This window comes from Pseudomonas salicis (genome assembly GCF_057128705.1).
The window spans coordinates 774,843-791,309 of record NZ_JBSKHU010000002.1 but is presented as its reverse complement, the minus strand read 5'-3'; the positions used below and the strand labels follow the sequence as shown (position 1 = coordinate 791,309).

General features: G+C 59.7%; 16 protein-coding genes. 11 read left to right on the top strand and 5 right to left on the bottom strand.

The features are described from left to right. Positions 1-180 precede the first annotated feature (180 nt). Positions 181-837: an alpha/beta hydrolase gene (locus tag ACWKWE_RS09835; protein ID WP_483850373.1), complete on the bottom strand. Its 657-nt coding sequence runs from the start codon at positions 835-837 to the stop codon at positions 181-183. Between the two features lie 486 nt (positions 838-1,323). On the opposite strand from ACWKWE_RS09835, the gene ACWKWE_RS09830 reads away from it, so the two are divergent. From ACWKWE_RS09830 to ACWKWE_RS09785, 10 genes are all read left to right on the top strand, one after another. After that, positions 1,324-2,355 carry an amino acid ABC transporter substrate-binding protein gene (locus ACWKWE_RS09830; RefSeq protein ID WP_166596391.1) on the top strand — a complete coding sequence of 344 codons (1,032 nt, stop codon included), beginning with the start codon at positions 1,324-1,326 and terminating at the stop codon, positions 2,353-2,355. Between the two features lie 66 nt (positions 2,356-2,421). After that, the gene (locus tag ACWKWE_RS09825) at positions 2,422-3,603 is read left to right on the top strand and encodes an amino acid ABC transporter permease (protein ID WP_166596392.1); all 1,182 of its coding nucleotides are present in this window, start codon (positions 2,422-2,424) and stop codon (positions 3,601-3,603) included. Positions 3,604-3,613: 10 nt separating this feature from the next. Further along, a complete protein-coding gene (locus ACWKWE_RS09820; protein WP_166596393.1) occupies positions 3,614-4,711 on the top strand; it encodes an amino acid ABC transporter permease in 1,098 nt (365 codons plus the stop codon). A gap of 10 nt (positions 4,712-4,721) precedes the next feature. After that, on the top strand, positions 4,722-5,486 hold the full coding sequence (locus tag ACWKWE_RS09815) for an amino acid ABC transporter ATP-binding protein (protein WP_296179560.1): 765 nt from the start codon (positions 4,722-4,724) through the stop codon (positions 5,484-5,486). A 185-nt stretch (positions 5,487-5,671) separates the two neighbouring features. Further along, positions 5,672-6,979 carry a CynX/NimT family MFS transporter gene (locus tag ACWKWE_RS09810; protein WP_483850372.1) on the top strand — a complete coding sequence of 436 codons (1,308 nt, stop codon included), beginning with the start codon at positions 5,672-5,674 and terminating at the stop codon, positions 6,977-6,979. An 89-nt stretch (positions 6,980-7,068) separates the two neighbouring features. After that, positions 7,069-7,566, top strand: a complete 498-nt coding sequence (locus tag ACWKWE_RS09805; RefSeq protein ID WP_483850371.1) for a nuclear transport factor 2 family protein — start codon at positions 7,069-7,071, stop codon at positions 7,564-7,566. Positions 7,567-7,612: 46 nt separating this feature from the next. Further along, positions 7,613-7,927, top strand: coding sequence for a GIY-YIG nuclease family protein (locus tag ACWKWE_RS09800; RefSeq protein WP_483850370.1), 315 nt, complete (start codon positions 7,613-7,615; stop codon positions 7,925-7,927). A 149-nt stretch (positions 7,928-8,076) separates the two neighbouring features. Then, positions 8,077-8,484, top strand: coding sequence for an MbcA/ParS/Xre antitoxin family protein (locus ACWKWE_RS09795; RefSeq protein ID WP_341962202.1), 408 nt, complete (start codon positions 8,077-8,079; stop codon positions 8,482-8,484). Continuing rightward, on the top strand, positions 8,484-9,164 hold the full coding sequence (locus ACWKWE_RS09790; RefSeq protein WP_483850369.1) for an RES family NAD+ phosphorylase: 681 nt from the start codon (positions 8,484-8,486) through the stop codon (positions 9,162-9,164). Before ACWKWE_RS09795 ends, ACWKWE_RS09790 begins: the two co-directional genes overlap by 1 nt. 145 nt (positions 9,165-9,309) lie before the next feature. Further along, entirely contained in the window at positions 9,310-10,242 is a 933-nt protein-coding gene (locus ACWKWE_RS09785) for a glutathione S-transferase family protein (RefSeq protein ID WP_166596400.1), read from the top strand. Between the two features lies 1 nt (position 10,243). Here the strand turns inward: ACWKWE_RS09785 and ACWKWE_RS09780 are convergent, their stop codons facing one another. Next, positions 10,244-10,594: a glutaredoxin family protein gene (locus ACWKWE_RS09780; protein ID WP_483850368.1), complete on the bottom strand. Its 351-nt coding sequence runs from the start codon at positions 10,592-10,594 to the stop codon at positions 10,244-10,246. 5 nt (positions 10,595-10,599) lie between these two features. Then, complete coding sequence (gene yejK, locus ACWKWE_RS09775; protein ID WP_166596402.1) at positions 10,600-11,601, bottom strand: nucleoid-associated protein YejK; 1,002 nt, start codon at positions 11,599-11,601, stop codon at positions 10,600-10,602. A gap of 352 nt (positions 11,602-11,953) precedes the next feature. Here yejK and ACWKWE_RS09770 point away from each other — a divergent pair, with 352 nt between their 5' ends. Continuing rightward, positions 11,954-12,235: an HU family DNA-binding protein gene (locus ACWKWE_RS09770; protein ID WP_003221909.1), complete on the top strand. Its 282-nt coding sequence runs from the start codon at positions 11,954-11,956 to the stop codon at positions 12,233-12,235. A 124-nt stretch (positions 12,236-12,359) separates the two neighbouring features. Here the strand turns inward: ACWKWE_RS09770 and rlmF are convergent, their stop codons facing one another. After that, the gene (gene rlmF, locus ACWKWE_RS09765) at positions 12,360-13,382 is read right to left on the bottom strand and encodes a 23S rRNA (adenine(1618)-N(6))-methyltransferase RlmF (protein ID WP_483850367.1); all 1,023 of its coding nucleotides are present in this window, start codon (positions 13,380-13,382) and stop codon (positions 12,360-12,362) included. Positions 13,383-13,553: 171 nt separating this feature from the next. Continuing rightward, on the bottom strand, positions 13,554-16,400 hold the full coding sequence (locus ACWKWE_RS09760; protein WP_483850366.1) for a valine--tRNA ligase: 2,847 nt from the start codon (positions 16,398-16,400) through the stop codon (positions 13,554-13,556). Positions 16,401-16,467 lie beyond the last annotated feature (67 nt).

Here is a 16,467-nt window from a genome sequence, read left to right as displayed (position 1 = left end):
GGCGCAGCGGGCGCGAGCTGCCCAGCCTCGCTTTTACCGAACATTTTTTTAAGTGCTTTGAGCACGGTCATCTCATCGATTGATTAAGGAATGTACGCCGGGCAGTGTAATGCAAGAATCGGGCGCGGCGTAGTGCCATACCAAATTCGCCAGCCAAAGGAAAGGATCAAAACGCGCTGTTTAACGCAGCCGATCCCCGAGCCAGACGCCTATATCGGCGATTTCCTGCGGTAACACTTCATGGCCCATTGGGTATTCCTGCCATGTCACGGTGACGCCTTGGGCTTTCAGATGCTCGTACGCGGATCGGCCCATCGCGTTCTGCACCACCTCATCGTGTTGTCCGTGGAGGCAGTACGCCGGAATGCGCTGCTGACTGGCCGAAAGGGTCATGTCATCGCCGAAAGTCGGCGCATAGGTGGACAGCGCAAGCACCCCGCCCAGTGGGCCTTCCCAGCGCAGGAATGCCGCGTGCAGCACCACCGCGCCCCCTTGTGAAAAACCCGCCAGAAAGATTCTCGCCGGGTCGATGCCGCTGCCCCGTTGCCCTTCGATCAATGCCAGCACGCGTTGGGCCGACCCTTCCAGTTGGTCACGATCAATGGCTCGCGCCGGGCTCATGGCCTTGATGTCGTACCAACTGGGCATCTCATAGCCGCCATTCACCGTCACTGCGCGAGTTGGCGCCTGCGGAAGAATGAAGCGTGTGGAGAGCAATGATTGCTGGAGTGTCTCGGCGACTGGCATGAAGTCGTAACGGTCTGCACCGAGGCCGTGCAGCCAGATAACGCAAGCATCGGCCGCTTTTTCGGGCTCAAGGATCAAAGGCTCGCTCATGTGTGCTCCATTTGTGTGCGGGCGGATTTAAGGCCTGCTTCAACGCAGTGCGCAGGGGATGTCATAAATGAAAGAAGATGTCGCAAGGTTACAAGTTTTGATCTTGACCTGTCGCTAATTCGAGTTTGCCACCATGGTGGTACGCGCTTTGCTACAAAACAACCGGAGTGAAGGCGCTCACCTTGCGCGGTAACACTACTAGGTTAGGCGTAATGCCGCTTATTGTTACGCCGAGGCAGCATGGAGTCCATCGAGAGGATCTCCGGCACGATTCGCCCCGTACCTTTGGGTGCAGGGACATCATGGGGCTTCAGTCCATTTGACCCGCCAATCCGATGACGCCGATTGCGAAATGTTTCGCGCGGTTCCCGGATCACGGTTCAAACGTCGCATGACCCAAAAACAAGCCAGCACGGGTCATGAATGCCTCACAAGGGTGCGACGGGCTAAAGCTCCCACACAACAAAGAGCAAACTGGAGGTTTGAATGAAGATGTTGAAATCCACCCTGGCTGTAGTGGCCGCCGCAGCAGCGCTCGGTCTGACCGGTTTCGCTCAAGCGGGCGCCAAACTGGACGCCATTCAGAAGAAAGGCTTCATCCAGTGCGGCGTGAGTGACGGTCTGCCAGGTTTCTCGGTACCGGACAAAAGCGGCAAGATCCAGGGTATCGACGCTGACTTCTGCCGCGCTGTTGCCGCTGCTGTCTTCGGTGATGCGACCAAGGTCAAATTCAGCCAACTGAACGCCAAAGAGCGCTTCACCGCGCTGCAATCGGGCGAGATCGACATCCTCTCGCGTAACACCACCTGGACCAGCTCCCGCGACGCGAGCATGGGTCTGGAATTCCCTGGCTTCGTCACCTACTACGACGGCGTTGGCTTTCTGGCCAACAACAAGCTGGGCGTAAAAAGTGCCAAGGAACTGGACGGTGCGACCATCTGTATTCAGGCCGGTACCACCACCGAGCTGAACGTCTCTGACTACTTCCGCGCCAACAACCTGAAATACACCCCGATCACCTTCGACACCTCCGACGAAAGCGCCAAGTCGCTGGAATCCGGTCGTTGCGACGTGCTGACTTCCGACAAATCTCAGCTGTACGCACAACGCTCCAAGCTGGCTTCGCCGAAAGACTACGTCGTTCTGCCTGAAACCATCTCCAAGGAGCCTCTGGCACCGGTTGTGGCTCGTGGCGACGACGAGTGGACCTCCATCGTTCGCTGGGTTGGTTACGCACTGCTGAACACCGAAGAAGCGGGCATCACTTCGAAGAACGTCGAAGCGGAAGCCAAAGCCACCAAGAACCCGGACGTAGCCCGTCTGCTGGGTGCTGATGGCGAATACGGCCCTCAGCTGAAACTGCCGAAGGACTGGGTCGTCAAGATCGTTGCCCAAGTCGGTAACTACGGTGAAATCTTCGAGAAGAACCTGGGCAAATCCACTGCTCTGGAAATCGAGCGTGGTCAGAACGCCCTGTGGAACGCTGGCGGCATCCAATACGCCCCACCAGTACGTTGATTGACCTGTGCCCGGCTGCGTACCCCGCAGCCGGGCGCTTCGTTGCATTTTCTCTGGGGCACTCCCATGCAAAATCAGATCAGCGCACCCAAGCAGAGGCTATCTCTCAGCGATCCCAAAGTGCGTGCGTGGCTATTTCAGATAATCACGGTTATCGCCGTAGTCGCGATGGGTTGGTATCTGTTCGATAACACCCAAACCAACCTGCAACACCGGGGTATTACCTCAGGTTTCGGTTTCCTGCAAAACAGCGCCGGTTTCGGCATCGCGCAACACCTGATTCCTTTTACGGAATCGGATTCGTACGCGCGCGTGTTCCTCATCGGTTTGCTCAACACCCTGCTGGTGACCTTCATCGGCGTGATTCTCGCGACCCTGCTCGGCTTCATCGTCGGCGTGGCGCGGCTGTCTAACAACTGGATCATCAACAAGCTGGCGACGGTTTACGTTGAAGTCTTCCGTAACATTCCGCCTCTGCTGCAGATCCTGTTCTGGTACTTCGCCGTGTTCCTGACCTTGCCAGGTCCACGTGCCGCTCACGGCTTCCTGGGTTCGTTCTTCGTCAGCAGCCGGGGTCTGAACATGCCGGCAGCGATCACCAACGACGCTACCTGGCCGTTCGTGATCAGCATCGTGGTGGCCATCGTCGCCATCGTGATCATGGCCAAATGGGCGAACAAACGCTTCGAAGCGACGGGCGTCCCTTTCCACAAGTTCTGGGCGGGCCTGGCCCTGTTCATCGTGATCCCTGCGCTGTGTGCGGCGATCTTCGGTGCGCCGGTGCATTGGGAAATGCCGGTGCTCAAGGGCTTCAACTTCGTCGGCGGCTGGGTATTGATCCCTGAACTGCTCGCGCTGACCCTGGCACTGACGGTCTACACCGCCGCGTTCATCGCGGAAATCGTGCGTTCGGGCATCAAATCCGTCAGCCACGGCCAGACCGAAGCCGCACGTTCCCTGGGCCTGCGCCCGGGGCCGACGCTGCGCAAGGTCATCATCCCGCAAGCCCTGCGGGTGATCATTCCGCCGCTGACCAGCCAATACCTCAACCTGGCGAAAAACTCCTCGCTGGCGGCCGGTATCGGTTATCCGGAGATGGTTTCGCTGTTCGCCGGTACCGTGTTGAACCAGACCGGTCAGGCCATCGAAGTCATTGCCATCACCATGAGCGTGTACCTGGCGATCAGTATCAGCATTTCTCTGCTGATGAACTGGTACAACAAGCGCATTGCGCTGATCGAGCGGTGAGGAAACGCGCATGACATCCCATACTTTCAAACCCGACATGCCGCCGCCGAGCAAAGTCTTCGGCCCGGTGGCATGGATGCGCCAGAACCTGTTCTCGAACTGGATCAACACGCTGTTGACCCTGTTCGCGATCTACCTGATCTGGCTGGTCATTCCTCCGCTGCTGAGCTGGTCGATCTTCGACGCCAACTGGGTCGGCACCACCCGCGCCGACTGCACCAAGGCCGGTGCGTGCTGGGTCTTCATCGAACAGCGCTTCGGCCAGTTCATGTACGGCTACTACCCGCAGGAGTTGCGTTGGAGGGTCGATTTGACCGTCTGGCTGGCGATCATCGGCGCCGCGCCGCTGTTCATCAAAGCCATGCCACGCAAAGCCGTTTACGGTCTGAGCTTCCTGGTTATTTACCCGATCGTGGCGTTCTTCCTGCTGCATGGCGGCATCTTCGGCATGACCGAAGTGGCGACCAGCCAGTGGGGCGGCCTGATGCTGACACTGGTCATCGCCACCGTCGGTATCGCCGGTGCCTTGCCGTTGGGCGTAATCCTGGCGCTGGGGCGTCGCTCCGACCTGCCGGCGATTCGCGTGCTCTGCGTGACGTTCATCGAGTTCTGGCGCGGCGTACCGTTGATCACCGTGCTGTTCATGTCGTCGGTGATGCTGCCGCTGTTCCTGCCAGAAGGCATGAACTTCGACAAACTGTTGCGCGCCCTGATCGGCGTGATCATGTTCCAGTCGGCCTATGTCGCCGAAGTGGTGCGTGGTGGTATGCAGGCCATTCCGAAAGGCCAGTATGAAGCCGCTGCGGCCATGGGCCTGGGCTACTGGCGTCGGATGGGCCTGGTGATTCTGCCGCAAGCCCTGAAGCTGGTGATTCCAGGTCTCGTGAACACCGTGATCGCGTTGTTCAAGGACACCAGTCTGGTGATCATCATCGGCCTGTTCGACCTGCTCAACAGCGTCAAGCAAGCGGCCGCCGACCCGAATTGGCTCGGCATGGCGACCGAGGGCTACGTGTTCGCGGCCCTGGTGTTCTGGATCTTCTGTTTCGGTATGTCCCGCTACTCCATGCATTTGGAGCGTAAGTTGGACACAGGCCACAAGCGTTAGGAGTTATGAGATGAGTGAAGCTATCAAAAAGCCCCTGGGCGCCGAAGGCATGATCCGGATGGAAGGCGTACACAAGTGGTACGGCCAGTTCCACGTGCTGAAAGACATCAACCTGAACGTGCGTCAGGGCGAGCGTATCGTGTTGTGCGGCCCGTCGGGCTCGGGCAAGTCGACCACCATTCGCTGCCTGAACCGTCTGGAAGAACACCAGCAAGGTCGCATCGTTGTCGATGGCACCGAGCTGACTTCAGACCTGAAGCAGATCGAAACCATTCGCCGTGAAGTCGGCATGGTGTTCCAGCACTTCAACCTGTTCCCGCACCTGACCATCCTGCAGAACTGCACGCTGGCACCGATGTGGGTGCGCAAGATGCCGAAGAAAAAGGCCGAAGAAATCGCCATGCACTACCTGGAGCGCGTGCGCATTCCAGAGCAGGCGCACAAATACCCGGGCCAACTCTCCGGCGGTCAGCAACAACGCGTGGCCATCGCCCGTGCCCTGTGCATGAAGCCGAAAATCATGCTGTTCGATGAGCCGACTTCGGCCCTCGACCCGGAAATGGTGAAAGAGGTGCTGGACACCATGGTCGGCCTGGCGGAAGAAGGCATGACCATGCTCTGCGTGACCCACGAAATGGGCTTCGCCCGCACCGTGGCCAACCGCGTGATCTTCATGGACAAAGGCGAAATCGTCGAACAAGCCGCCCCGAACGACTTCTTCGACAACCCGCAAAGCGACCGCACTAAGCTGTTCCTCAGTCAGATCCTGCATTGAGTTAATAGCGGCTGTACCCAGAAGCCCGGGCCCTGTGCCCGGGTTTTTTGTTTGCGGATTCGTTAATGGTCCAAACGGTTAAAACTGTACCCAATCCTCGTAAAACTTGTGTTCTCTGCTGATCTCCAACAGGATTACGCCTTTGCGCAATGCGCTGTTACACATCCTGCCCCCACGAGAATCCCATGACGACCAAGGCGCCTACGGCGAGCGACACGCTATCCCCTTCCCGAAAACATCATGAAATCGACGAACTGCTGATTGACGCGGAGGCTGATGACGATGAAGTCCAGCAGCACCGGCCTGTCCTGAAGCGCCCGTGGTTTCTGCTGTTGGGGCTGGTGCTGGTGGCGTTGAACCTGCGTCCGGCGCTGTCGAGCATGGCGCCGGTGCTCAGTGAGGTGTCGAAGGGGCTGGGTCTGTCAGCGGCCAAGGCGGGTTTGCTGACGACGCTGCCGGTGCTGTGTCTCGGTTTGTTCGCGCCATTGGCGCCGATCCTGGCGCGGCGTTTCGGCAGCGAGCGCGTGGTGCTGGGGATTCTGATGACCCTGACGTGCGGCATCCTGTTGCGCAGTTCGTTCGGTGAAGTCGGTTTGTTCGCGGGAAGCATCATGGCGGGCGCGAGCATTGGCATCATCGGCGTGCTGCTTCCGGGTATCGTCAAACGCGATTTCGCCAAACAGGCTGGCACCATGACCGGCGTATACACCATGGCTCTGTGTCTAGGGGCTGCGGTGGCGGCGGGTTCGACCGTGCCGTTGAGCCAGGTGTTTGGAAACGAAAGCGGCAGCGACTGGACACTCGGCCTTGGGTTCTGGATTGTCCCCGCGGTGATTGCCGCGATCTTCTGGTGGCCACAAACCCGTCAACGCCAGGGGCAGCATCAGGTGGCCTATCGGGTGCGTGGGTTGTTCCGTGATCGTCTGGCGCGGCAAGTCACCTTATATATGGGGCTGCAATCATCGCTGGCCTATATCGTTTTCGGCTGGTTGCCGTCGATCCTCATTGGCCGTGGCCTGACACCTACAGAAGCGGGTCTGCTGCTATCGGGTTCGATCATGGTGCAACTGGTCAGCTCGCTCACTGCACCTTGGCTGGCTACACGGGGCAAGGATCAACGACTGGCGATTCTGTTGGTCATGCTGCTGACACTGGGCGGTTTGTACGGTTGTCTGTACGCGCCGCTCAATCAACTGTGGCTCTGGGCCGTGGTGCTAGGGTTGGGGCAGGGCGGTACGTTCAGCCTCGCGCTGACCCTGATCGTGCTGCGCTCCCGGGATTCTCATGTCGCCGCCAACCTGTCGAGCATGGCTCAGGGCGTCGGCTACACGCTGGCTTCGCTGGGTCCGTTCGCGGTTGGCGTGGTGCATGACTGGACGGGCAACTGGAGCGCGGTCGGCTGGATCTTCGGCATCATCGGTGTCGGTGCGATTCTGGCAGGGATGGGCGCCGGGCGTGCGCTGTACGTCGACGTGACCAGCGAGAAAGTTTGAGTCGAGGTATTTGCCCTGCGAATGTCCGTGGCAAAACGCTCCGCTGCCGCTTATCGTGCAAGCATCTTTTTCCATGGACGACACTGCGTATGAGCGATCTCCACACCACCGAACAGCCTGGCGAACACAACAGCGCCTTGATCCGTCGTTTCTACGAGGCCTTCAATCGGCTCGACGCCCAGGCCATGGCGGCCTGTTACACCGACGACGTGCTGTTCAGCGACCCGGTGTTCGGTGAGTTACGGGGAAGCGAGGCCGGTGACATGTGGCGCATGTTGACGTCGCGGGCCAAGGAATTCTCCATCCGCTTCGACAACGTGCGTGCCGACGAACGCTCCGGCGGCGCACATTGGCTGGCGACCTACCTGTTCAGCCAGACCGGCCGCACCGTGGTCAACGATATTCAGGCGCGCTTCGTGTTTCGCGACGGCAAGATTTGCGAACACCACGACAACTTCGACCTGTGGCGTTGGTCGCGGCAGGCGTTGGGTGCGAAAGGCGCGTTACTGGGCTGGACGCCGTTCGTTCAAAACGCCATTCGCGCCCAGGCGCAAAAGGGTTTGAAAGCCTTCCGGGCAGGCCGCTAAGGCTCTGTTAGAATCGCGTCTTCCGCGTTTCAGCTCTCAACCTGCCATGACCGATACCGCTGTTGCCCTTGAGGCTGCGCCTCAGACCCTCACGCCGAAGCCGTGGTTCGTGTACCTCGTACGCGCTGCCAACGGCTCGCTGTATTGCGGCATCAGCGACGACCCCCACAAGCGTTTTACCAAACACCAGAGCGGAAAGGGTGCGCGATTTTTCTTTTCCAGCCCTGCCGTGGCGCTGGTGTATATCGAGGCGTGCCGCGACAAGGGTGAGGCGCTGCGTCAGGAGCGGCTGATCAAGAAACTGCGCAAGCGGGCAAAAGAGGCGCTTGTGGCCAGTTTTGTCCTGACGCCTTTCGAGTAACGACGTGCTGCTGTGGAGGCTGACGCGCGGAAGCGGGTAAGAGCGTGTGCACAGGGGACGTCAGTAATTTCGCATGTGAATTACCTGTTTTATTTTGTGCGTATGTGTACTAGCCTGATGGTCAGATTCGATGAGCAGGAGCGGTATCCATGACAGCCTTGGCGATCACCCGCAACGATGGCGTTGGTGTCGATACCCCGGAAGCAGGGCGCGTAGCCCTGACCTTCTTTTTCAATCTCATGGCGCATTGGGGATGCTCGGTCGAGGACCAGCGAACACTGCTGGGCGCTGTGAGCAACACGACCTTCTACAAATACAAACGGACCCCCGACATCCGTTTGCCGCGCGATACGCTGGAGCGAATTTCCTATTTGATGGGCATCCACAAAGCGCTCAGCATCATCTTCAGCAATCAGTTGGAACGCGCTTACGAATGGGTCGCAAAACCCAACACGGCGGCACCTTTCAACGGCCAATCCGCATTGCAATACATGTTGGCCGGTCGGGTGGTGGACATCGCGGACGTGCGTCGGTATCTGGACGGAGTCCGGGGCTGATGAAGCATGCACAGACCGTGATCCCGGCCTGGGATGCCGCGTTCAGGATGATCAACAGTGCTTTTCCTCCGATCACGCTGTTTGAGGATGTGCTCAACCCGGCCGACCTTGAGATGGCGTATGCGCTGGAGTCGATGACCAACGATCGTCTGCTGGATCAGTGCGGTGTATTGCGCAGAGTCGCCGTCGAGGACCGTGTTTCCGGCCCCGGCTCTACCCCCGTCATGGCTGCGTTTACCCACATCGGCAAGGCCAGCCGATTCACGGACGGGACGTACGGTATCTATTACGCCGCGAATAGCCAGGCTGCGGCTATTGCAGAAACGCGCTTCCATCAGCAGCGCTTCCTCGCGGCGACGAACGAGCCCGACATCGAACTGACCTTGCGCACCTACGTGAATCAGGTCGTGAAGCCGGTGCATGACGTACGTGAGGATTTTCCTGAACTGCATGACCCGGACCCTTCTCGTTACGGGACCTCGCAAGCCTTCGCAAGCGCATTGCGGGGAGAAGGGGCGTGGGGACTGCTCTACAAGAGCGTGCGCCTTGACGGGCATGAGTGTGTGGCGGCGTTTCGTCCGCCGGCGGTCTCGCTCCCGGTGCAAGGCAAACATGTCCGGTATGTCTGGGATGCCAGGAGCCAGACGATCTCCCACGTATTCGAAATCAGCCCGCTCTAAGTAACGTCTCCGAACTTGGCCTGTTCGTCACTTGTGATCATCACTGGCAACGCTCAACTTAAGCCACTGTCTGAATACCGTGGCCGGGTGTGCGACATGAGGTCGTCACGCCCGGATTCAATGCCTTCGTTCCAGAGGTCGAAACATGAGTGAGTTGATCCTGCACCATTACCCAACGTCCCTGTTTTCCGAGAAAGCCCGGTTGATGCTGGGCTTCAAGGGGCTGTCGTGGCGTTCGGTGATCATCCCGCCGATCCTGCCGAAACCGGACCTCACAGCCCTCACCGGCGGCTATCGCAAGACGCCGGTGTTGCAGGTCGGAGCCGATATTTATTGCGACACGGCGTTGATTGCCAGGCGGCTTGAGGCAGAAAAATCATCGCCAAGTTTTTACCCGGAAGGGCAGGAGTTTACGTCGGCGAGTCTGGCGAACTGGGCGGATTCGGTGCTGTTCCTGCATTCGGTCAGCCTGGTGTTTCAGCCCGCGTCACTGGCCGTGCGTTTCGCGAAGCTACCCCCCGAGGGGGTGAAAGCGTTCGTGGCGGACCGCGCGACGTTCTTTGATGGCGGCAGTGCAACACGGGTGCCTCTGGAGTTAGCGCAGCACCAGTGGCCGACGTTGATGGGGCGTCTCGAGACGCAGCTGGAGCGCAACGGCGACTTCCTGCTCGGCGTGCCGTCGATTGCCGACTTCTCGGTGGCTCACACTCTGTGGTTTTTGAAGCAGACCCCGGTTACGGCTCCGTTGGTGGATGATTACCCTGCGGTCCTGGCGTGGTATCAGCGCGTGATCGGCTTTGGACATGGGGCACCTAGCGAACTCAGCCCGGCGGATGCCATTGAGATCGCACGCAACGCAGAACCTGCTCCGCTGCCCGACGAGGCGTTCAAGGACCCGAACGGGTTCGAGCCCGGTCAACAGGTCAGTGTGTCGGCAGTCGATTACGGCGTGAACCCGGTTCATGGTGAGCTGGTGTTCAGCGGGAGCGAGGAAATCATCGTCCGCCGCGAAGATGAACGTGCGGGCGTCGTTCATGTTCACTTCCCGCGTTTCGGATTCCGTATCGACAAGCGCTGAGTCACTTCAACGCGGCAAGAATCTCGTCCGGCGAGAATCCTCTGATCAGCGTGCCGTTCACGTCGATCAGAGGGATGCCACGGCCGCCCAGCGCCTCATACGCCTTGCGGCCTTCTTTGGACTTCTCGATGTCGTACTCGGTGTAAGGGATGCCCTTGCTGTCGAGAAAATGTCGTGTCTGTTTGCAGTAGCCGCACCAGTCGGTGGCGTACAGCACGACCTTGGCCTGGGACTGCACCTGCGCCGAGACCGCCTGGGAGGGATTGACGAGGTGCTCGATCTTGCCCCAGTTCTGGTAGACCACGACCACCAACATGATCAGCGCGAATTTCTTGAGGGTACGCCCGAGCATGACGATCAGCGCCTCTTCAGTTGATCGGTCAGTTGAGTTGGCAAACCCTTGATGATCAGCGTGCCTTTCTCTTCGTCGTACTCGATCTTGTCGCCCAGCAGGTGCGCTTCGAAGCTGATCGACAGGCCTTCAGCCCGGCCGGTGAAGCGGCGGAACTGGTTGAGCGTGCGTTTATCGGCCGGGATTTCCGGCGACAGGCCGTAATCCTTGTTGCGGATGTGTTCGTAGAACGCGCGCGGACGGTCTTCGTCGATCAGCCCAGACAGTTCTTCCAGCGCGATGGGTTCGCCCATTTTGCTCTGACTGCTGGCGTAATCCACCAAGGCCTTGGTCTTCTCACGGGTTGACTCTTCTGGCAGGTCTTCGCTCTCGACGAAGTCGCTGAAGGCCTTGAGCAAGGTGCGGGTCTCGCCGGGGCCGTCCACGCCTTCCTGACAGCCGATGAAGTCGCGGAAATATTCGGAGACCTTCTTGCCGTTCTTGCCCTTGATGAACGAGATGTACTGTTTGGAGGCTTTGTTGTTCTGCCACTCGGAGATGTTGATTCGCGCCGCGAGGTGCAGTTGGCCGAGGTCCAGATGCCGCGAGGGCGTGACATCCAGTGCTTCGTTTACCGCCACGCCTTCGCTGTGGTGCAGCAACGCGATGGCGAGGTATTCGGTCATGCCCTGCTGATAATGGGCGAACAACACATGGCCGCCCACTGAAAGGTTGGATTCTTCCATCAGCTTTTGCAGGTGCTCGACAGCGGTGCGGCTGAACGCCGTGAAATCCTTGCCCTCATCAACGTACTCCTTCAACCAGCCGCTGAACGGGTGCGCGCCGGACTCGGCATGGAAAAAACCCCAGGCCTTACCTTGTTTGGCGTTATAGCTTTCATTGAGGTCGGCCAGCATGTTCTCGATGGCCTGGGACTCCGCGAGTTCGGAATCGCGAGCATGGAGGACTGCGGGCGTACCGTCGGGTTTCTTGTCGATCAGGTGAACAATGGCATGACGGATCGGCATGGATTTCTCGGCTGCTGAGGTGGAACTGAACGGGTGCCTGCTCGGCCCGTGCGAAAGTCGGCAAGTGTACCGCAGACTGGGCCAGAGCGTGCTGGAGAGGCCATAAACACGGCTCCGCCCCCATTAATCTGACTTTTTTGGTGTTTAACCATGATAAAGCTGACCAAATGGCTAGGTAGGGGCGGATATTTGCGTGGCTCTGTGCTAGTTTTGCCCGGTCTTGCGCACTGAAGCGCGCCAAGCATGCAGTTTGTGGGCGTTCGGCCGAACCAAAGGCCGATTTCGGTATCTACATTTCGCGTCTGTACACACTCTGCAAACCATCTGAATTTGATAGGGAAGGAACACCACCATGGCTCTGACTAAAGACCAATTGATCGCCGATATCGCAGAAGCTATCGACGCGCCAAAAACCACCGCGCGCAACGCTCTCGACCAATTGGGCCAAATCGTCGCTGATCAACTGGAAAATGGCGGCGAAATCACCCTGCCAGGTATCGGCAAGCTGAAAGTAACCGAGCGTCCAGCTCGCACTGGCCGTAACCCTTCGACTGGCGCTGCCATCGAAATCCCAGCCAAGAAAGTGATCAAACTGGTTGTGGCCAAGGGCCTGACTGACGCAGTCAACAAGTAAGCGACACCGCTGCTTGTAAGAGAACCGTGTGACGGAGCGATCCGGACACGGTTTTTTTGAGCCTACGATTTGATCAGTTTTGAAGGCGTGTGCTGGCCCGCAACTGCAGGCGGGAGCACCCAATTTACCGGGCGGCCCAGCGCTCCGCTCGCCATGCGGCCTGCTGCGCTTTGTCGTGGAAAGTCCACGCCACGAAGCGGCTTTGTTTCTGCCCTTGTGACATCTCGACCACCTGGCTTTCAACAGTGCCGGCTTTTTTCAGCGTGCTTTGGATCAGCGGCAGGTTTGAGGCCTTCGACACCAGCGTGCTGAACCACAGCACCTGCATTGGCACTTGAGCGCTTTCGGTAATCAGCTGCGCGACGAAACGCGCTTCGCCGCCTTCGCACCACAGTTCCGCCGCTTGCCCACCGAAATTCAGCACCGGCAGTTTGCGCTTGGGATCGGCCTTGCCCAGTGCTCGCCATTTGCGCTGGCTGCCGCGCAACGCTTCCTCGGCGGAGGCGTGAAAGGGCGGGTTGCAGAGGCTGATGTCGAAGCGTTCGTCTGCTTGCAGTAGACCGAGCAGAATGTGCTTGCTATTGCCCTGTTGACGCAGGCTGATGGCCTTACCCAAGGCGTTGGCCTTGACGATGGTGGCCGCCGAAGCGACGGCAATCGTGTCGATGTCCGAGCCGACGAAGTGCCAGCCGTATTCACTGTGGCCGATGAGGGGGTAGACGCCGTTGGCCCCCGTGCCGATGTCCAGCGCCTTGATCGCGGCGCCACGGGGAATGACGCCAGCGTTGTCCTCGGCGAGCAGGTCGGCCAGAAAGTGCAGGTAATCGGCGCGACCGGGAATCGGTGGGCAGAGGTAATCCGTCGGAATGTCCCAATGGGCGATGCCGTAGAACGCCTTGAGCAATGCGCGGTTGAACACGCGTACCGCCGCCGGGTTGGCGAAGTCGATGCTTTCCTTGCCATAGGGGTTGGTGATCACGAATTTACCCAGCTCGGGGCTGCTTTTGATCAGGCGCGGAAAGTCGTAATGGCCCTGATGGCGGTTGCGCGGGTGCAGGCTGGCCTTCTCGCGCGGTTCGGCAGGTTTGGCTGACTGAGCGGGTTTCGGTTTCTTGCGAGGCGGCTTGGGCTGCTCGGGTTTGGTCATTGCGGGTCTTTTCCGGTTAAAACACAAAACCCTGTGGGAGCGGGCTTGCTGGCGATAACGGTCTGCCCGTGACGAATGCTTCGCCTGACACACTGCTATCGCGAGCAAGCTCACTCCTACAGGGTTCGTGTGACTCAGCCCGCCCGGGATTCAGGCGGGCTGAGTCGGTCGTTACAAACTCGCGATCCGTGCGTGCTGTTCGGCCAGCTTGCCCAGTGCCTGTTCGGCCTCGGTCAGCTTGGCGCGCTCCTTGGCGATGACATCAGGCGGTGCCTTGTCGACGAAAGCGGCGTTGGACAGCTTGCCACCCACGCGCTGGACTTCGCCTTGCAGGCGCTGGATTTCCTTGTCCAGACGCGCGAGCTCGGCGCCCTTGTCGATCAGGCCAGCCATCGGCACCAGCACTTCCATCTCGCCCACCAGAGCGGTGGCGGACAGTGGTGCTTCGGCGCCTGCGGCCAGTACGGTGAACGATTCGAGCTTGGCCAGCTTCTTCAGCAGGTGCTCGTTTTCGTTCAGGCGACGCTGGTCTTCGGCGCTGACGTTCTTGAGGAACAGTTGCAGCGGCTTGCCCGGGCCGATGTTCATTTCGCCACGGATGTTACGCACGCCCAGCATCAGGCCCTTGAGCCATTCGATGTCGCCTTCGGCAGCGGCGTCAATGCGCGCTTCGTTCGCCACCGGCCACGGTTGCAGCATGATGGTCTTGCCCTGCGCACCGGCCAGCGGCGCGAGGCGCTGCCAGATTTCTTCGGTGATGAACGGCATGAACGGATGCGCCAGGCGCAGTGCCACTTCCAGCACGCGAACCAGCGTACGGCGTGTGCCGCGCTGACGCTCGATCGGCGCGTTCTCGTCCCACAGCACCGGCTTGGACAGCTCCAGGTACCAGTCGCAGTATTGATTCCAGATGAACTCGTACAGCGCCTGCGCGGCGAGGTCGAAACGGAATTGATCCAGCTGGCGAGTCACTTCGGCTTCGGTGCGTTGCAACTGCGAGATGATCCAGCGATCCGGCAGCGACAGTTCGACTTCTTCGCCGTTCTGGCCGCAGTCTTCGCCCTTGTCCAGCACGTAGCGGGCGGCGTTCCAGATCTTGTTGCAGAAGTTGCGATAGCCTTCGACGCGACCCATGTCGAACTTGATGTCACGACCGGTCGAGGCCAGCGAGCAGAAGGTGAAGCGCAGGGCGTCGGTGCCGTAGCTGGCGATGCCGTCGGCGAATTCGGCACGGGTCTGCTTCTCGATCTTCTTGGCCAGTTGCGGCTGCATCATGCCGCTGGTGCGTTTCTGCACCAGGGCTTCGAGTTCGATACCGTCGACAATGTCCAGCGGGTCCAGGACGTTGCCCTTGGACTTGGACATTTTCTGGCCCTGACCATCGCGGACCAGACCGTGGACATAAACGGTCTTGAACGGGATTTGCGGGGTGCCGTCTTCGTTCTTCACCAGGTGCATGGTGAGCATGATCATCCGGGCGACCCAGAAGAAAATGATGTCGAAACCGGTGACCAGCACGTCCGTCGGGTGGAAGGTTTTCAGGAATTCGGTCTGCTCAGGCCAGCCCAGGGTGGAGAAGGTCCACAGGCCGGAACTGAACCAGGTGTCGAGGACGTCGTTGTCCTGTTGCAGCGCCACGTCCGGGCCAAGGTTGTGCTTGGCGCGCACTTCGGCTTCGTCGCGACCGACGTAGACCTTGCCCGACTCGTCGTACCAGGCCGGGATGCGATGGCCCCACCAGAGCTGACGGCTGATGCACCAGTCCTGAATGTCGCGCATCCAGGAGAAGTACATGTTTTCGTACTGCTTCGGCACGAAAGCGATGCGGCCGTCTTCGACGGCGGCGATGGCAGGCTCGGCCAGTGGCTTGGTGGACACGTACCACTGGTCCGTCAGCCACGGCTCGATGATGGTGCCGGAGCGGTCGCCTTTCGGCACCTTCAGGGCGTGGTCGTCGACGCTGACCAACAGGCCCGCGGCATCGAACGCTGCAACGATCTGCTTGCGCGCTTCGAAACGGTCCAGGCCTGCGTATTCAGCCGGCAGGGTGCCGTCGACGGTTTCGTTCAGGGTGCCGTCGAGGTTGAACACCTGAGCAGCGGCCAGCACGTTGGCGTTCTTGTCGAAGATGTTCAGCAGCGGCAGGTTGTGGCGCTTGCCGACTTCGTAGTCGTTGAAATCGTGGGCCGGGGTGATCTTCACGCAGCCGGTGCCGAATTCAGGGTCACAGTAATCGTCGGCGATGATCGGGATGCGACGACCTACCAGCGGCAGCTCGACGAATTGGCCGATCAGAGCCTTGTAACGCTCGTCGTTCGGGTTCACGGCGACGGCGGCGTCACCGAGCATGGTTTCCGGACGGGTTGTGGCGACGATCAAGTAATCCAGACCTTCGGCGGTCTTGGCGCCGTCGGCCAGCGGGTAGCGCAGGTTCCACAGGTTGCCTTTCTCGTCGTGGTTTTCCACTTCGAGGTCGGAAATCGCGGTGTGCAGCTTGGTGTCCCAGTTGACCAGACGCTTGCCACGGTAGATCAGGCCGTCTTCATGCAGGCGCACGAAGGCTTCTTTGACGGCTTCGGACAGGCCGTCGTCCATGGTGAAGCGCTCACGGCTCCAGTCCACGGAGGAGCCCAGGCGGCGGATCTGACGGCTGATGTTGCCGCCGGACTGATCCTTCCACTCCCAGACTTTTTCGAGGAATTTTTCGCGACCCAGGTCATGACGGTTCTGGCCCTGAGCTTCGAGCTGACGCTCGACCAGCATCTGGGTGGCGATACCGGCGTGGTCGGTGCCTGGCTGCCACAGGGTGTTGCGACCCTGCATGCGGCGGAAACGGATCAGGGCGTCCATGATCGCGTTATTGAAACCGTGGCCCATGTGCAGGCTGCCGGTGACGTTCGGCGGCGGAATCATGATGGTGTACGAGTCGCCCGCGCCTTGCGGAGCGAAATAGTTTTCGGACTCCCAGGTCTGGTACCAGGAAGTTTCGATGGCGTGCGGCTGGTAGGTCTTGTCCATGCGCGGCGGGAACCTGATCTGCTTTCAGTCGGAAAAGCCGGGAAGTATAGCTTTTTGAAGCAGCGGC

What these genes read in the sequence shown, in the direction of transcription:
- ACWKWE_RS09835 (WP_483850373.1), bottom strand. Translation starts at nt 837, where the DNA reads ATGAGCGAGCCTTTGATCCTTGAGCCCGAAAAAGCGGCCGATGCTTGC.
- ACWKWE_RS09830 (WP_166596391.1), top strand. Translation starts at nt 1,324, where the DNA reads ATGAAGATGTTGAAATCCACCCTGGCTGTAGTGGCCGCCGCAGCAGCG.
- ACWKWE_RS09825 (WP_166596392.1), top strand. Translation starts at nt 2,422, where the DNA reads ATGCAAAATCAGATCAGCGCACCCAAGCAGAGGCTATCTCTCAGCGAT.
- ACWKWE_RS09820 (WP_166596393.1), top strand. Translation starts at nt 3,614, where the DNA reads ATGACATCCCATACTTTCAAACCCGACATGCCGCCGCCGAGCAAAGTC.
- ACWKWE_RS09815 (WP_296179560.1), top strand. Translation starts at nt 4,722, where the DNA reads ATGAGTGAAGCTATCAAAAAGCCCCTGGGCGCCGAAGGCATGATCCGG.
- ACWKWE_RS09810 (WP_483850372.1), top strand. Translation starts at nt 5,672, where the DNA reads ATGACGACCAAGGCGCCTACGGCGAGCGACACGCTATCCCCTTCCCGA.
- ACWKWE_RS09805 (WP_483850371.1), top strand. Translation starts at nt 7,069, where the DNA reads ATGAGCGATCTCCACACCACCGAACAGCCTGGCGAACACAACAGCGCC.
- ACWKWE_RS09800 (WP_483850370.1), top strand. Translation starts at nt 7,613, where the DNA reads ATGACCGATACCGCTGTTGCCCTTGAGGCTGCGCCTCAGACCCTCACG.
- ACWKWE_RS09795 (WP_341962202.1), top strand. Translation starts at nt 8,077, where the DNA reads ATGACAGCCTTGGCGATCACCCGCAACGATGGCGTTGGTGTCGATACC.
- ACWKWE_RS09790 (WP_483850369.1), top strand. Translation starts at nt 8,484, where the DNA reads ATGAAGCATGCACAGACCGTGATCCCGGCCTGGGATGCCGCGTTCAGG.
- ACWKWE_RS09785 (WP_166596400.1), top strand. Translation starts at nt 9,310, where the DNA reads ATGAGTGAGTTGATCCTGCACCATTACCCAACGTCCCTGTTTTCCGAG.
- ACWKWE_RS09780 (WP_483850368.1), bottom strand. Translation starts at nt 10,594, where the DNA reads ATGCTCGGGCGTACCCTCAAGAAATTCGCGCTGATCATGTTGGTGGTC.
- yejK (WP_166596402.1), bottom strand. Translation starts at nt 11,601, where the DNA reads ATGCCGATCCGTCATGCCATTGTTCACCTGATCGACAAGAAACCCGAC.
- ACWKWE_RS09770 (WP_003221909.1), top strand. Translation starts at nt 11,954, where the DNA reads ATGGCTCTGACTAAAGACCAATTGATCGCCGATATCGCAGAAGCTATC.
- rlmF (WP_483850367.1), bottom strand. Translation starts at nt 13,382, where the DNA reads ATGACCAAACCCGAGCAGCCCAAGCCGCCTCGCAAGAAACCGAAACCC.
- ACWKWE_RS09760 (WP_483850366.1), bottom strand. Translation starts at nt 16,400, where the DNA reads ATGGACAAGACCTACCAGCCGCACGCCATCGAAACTTCCTGGTACCAG.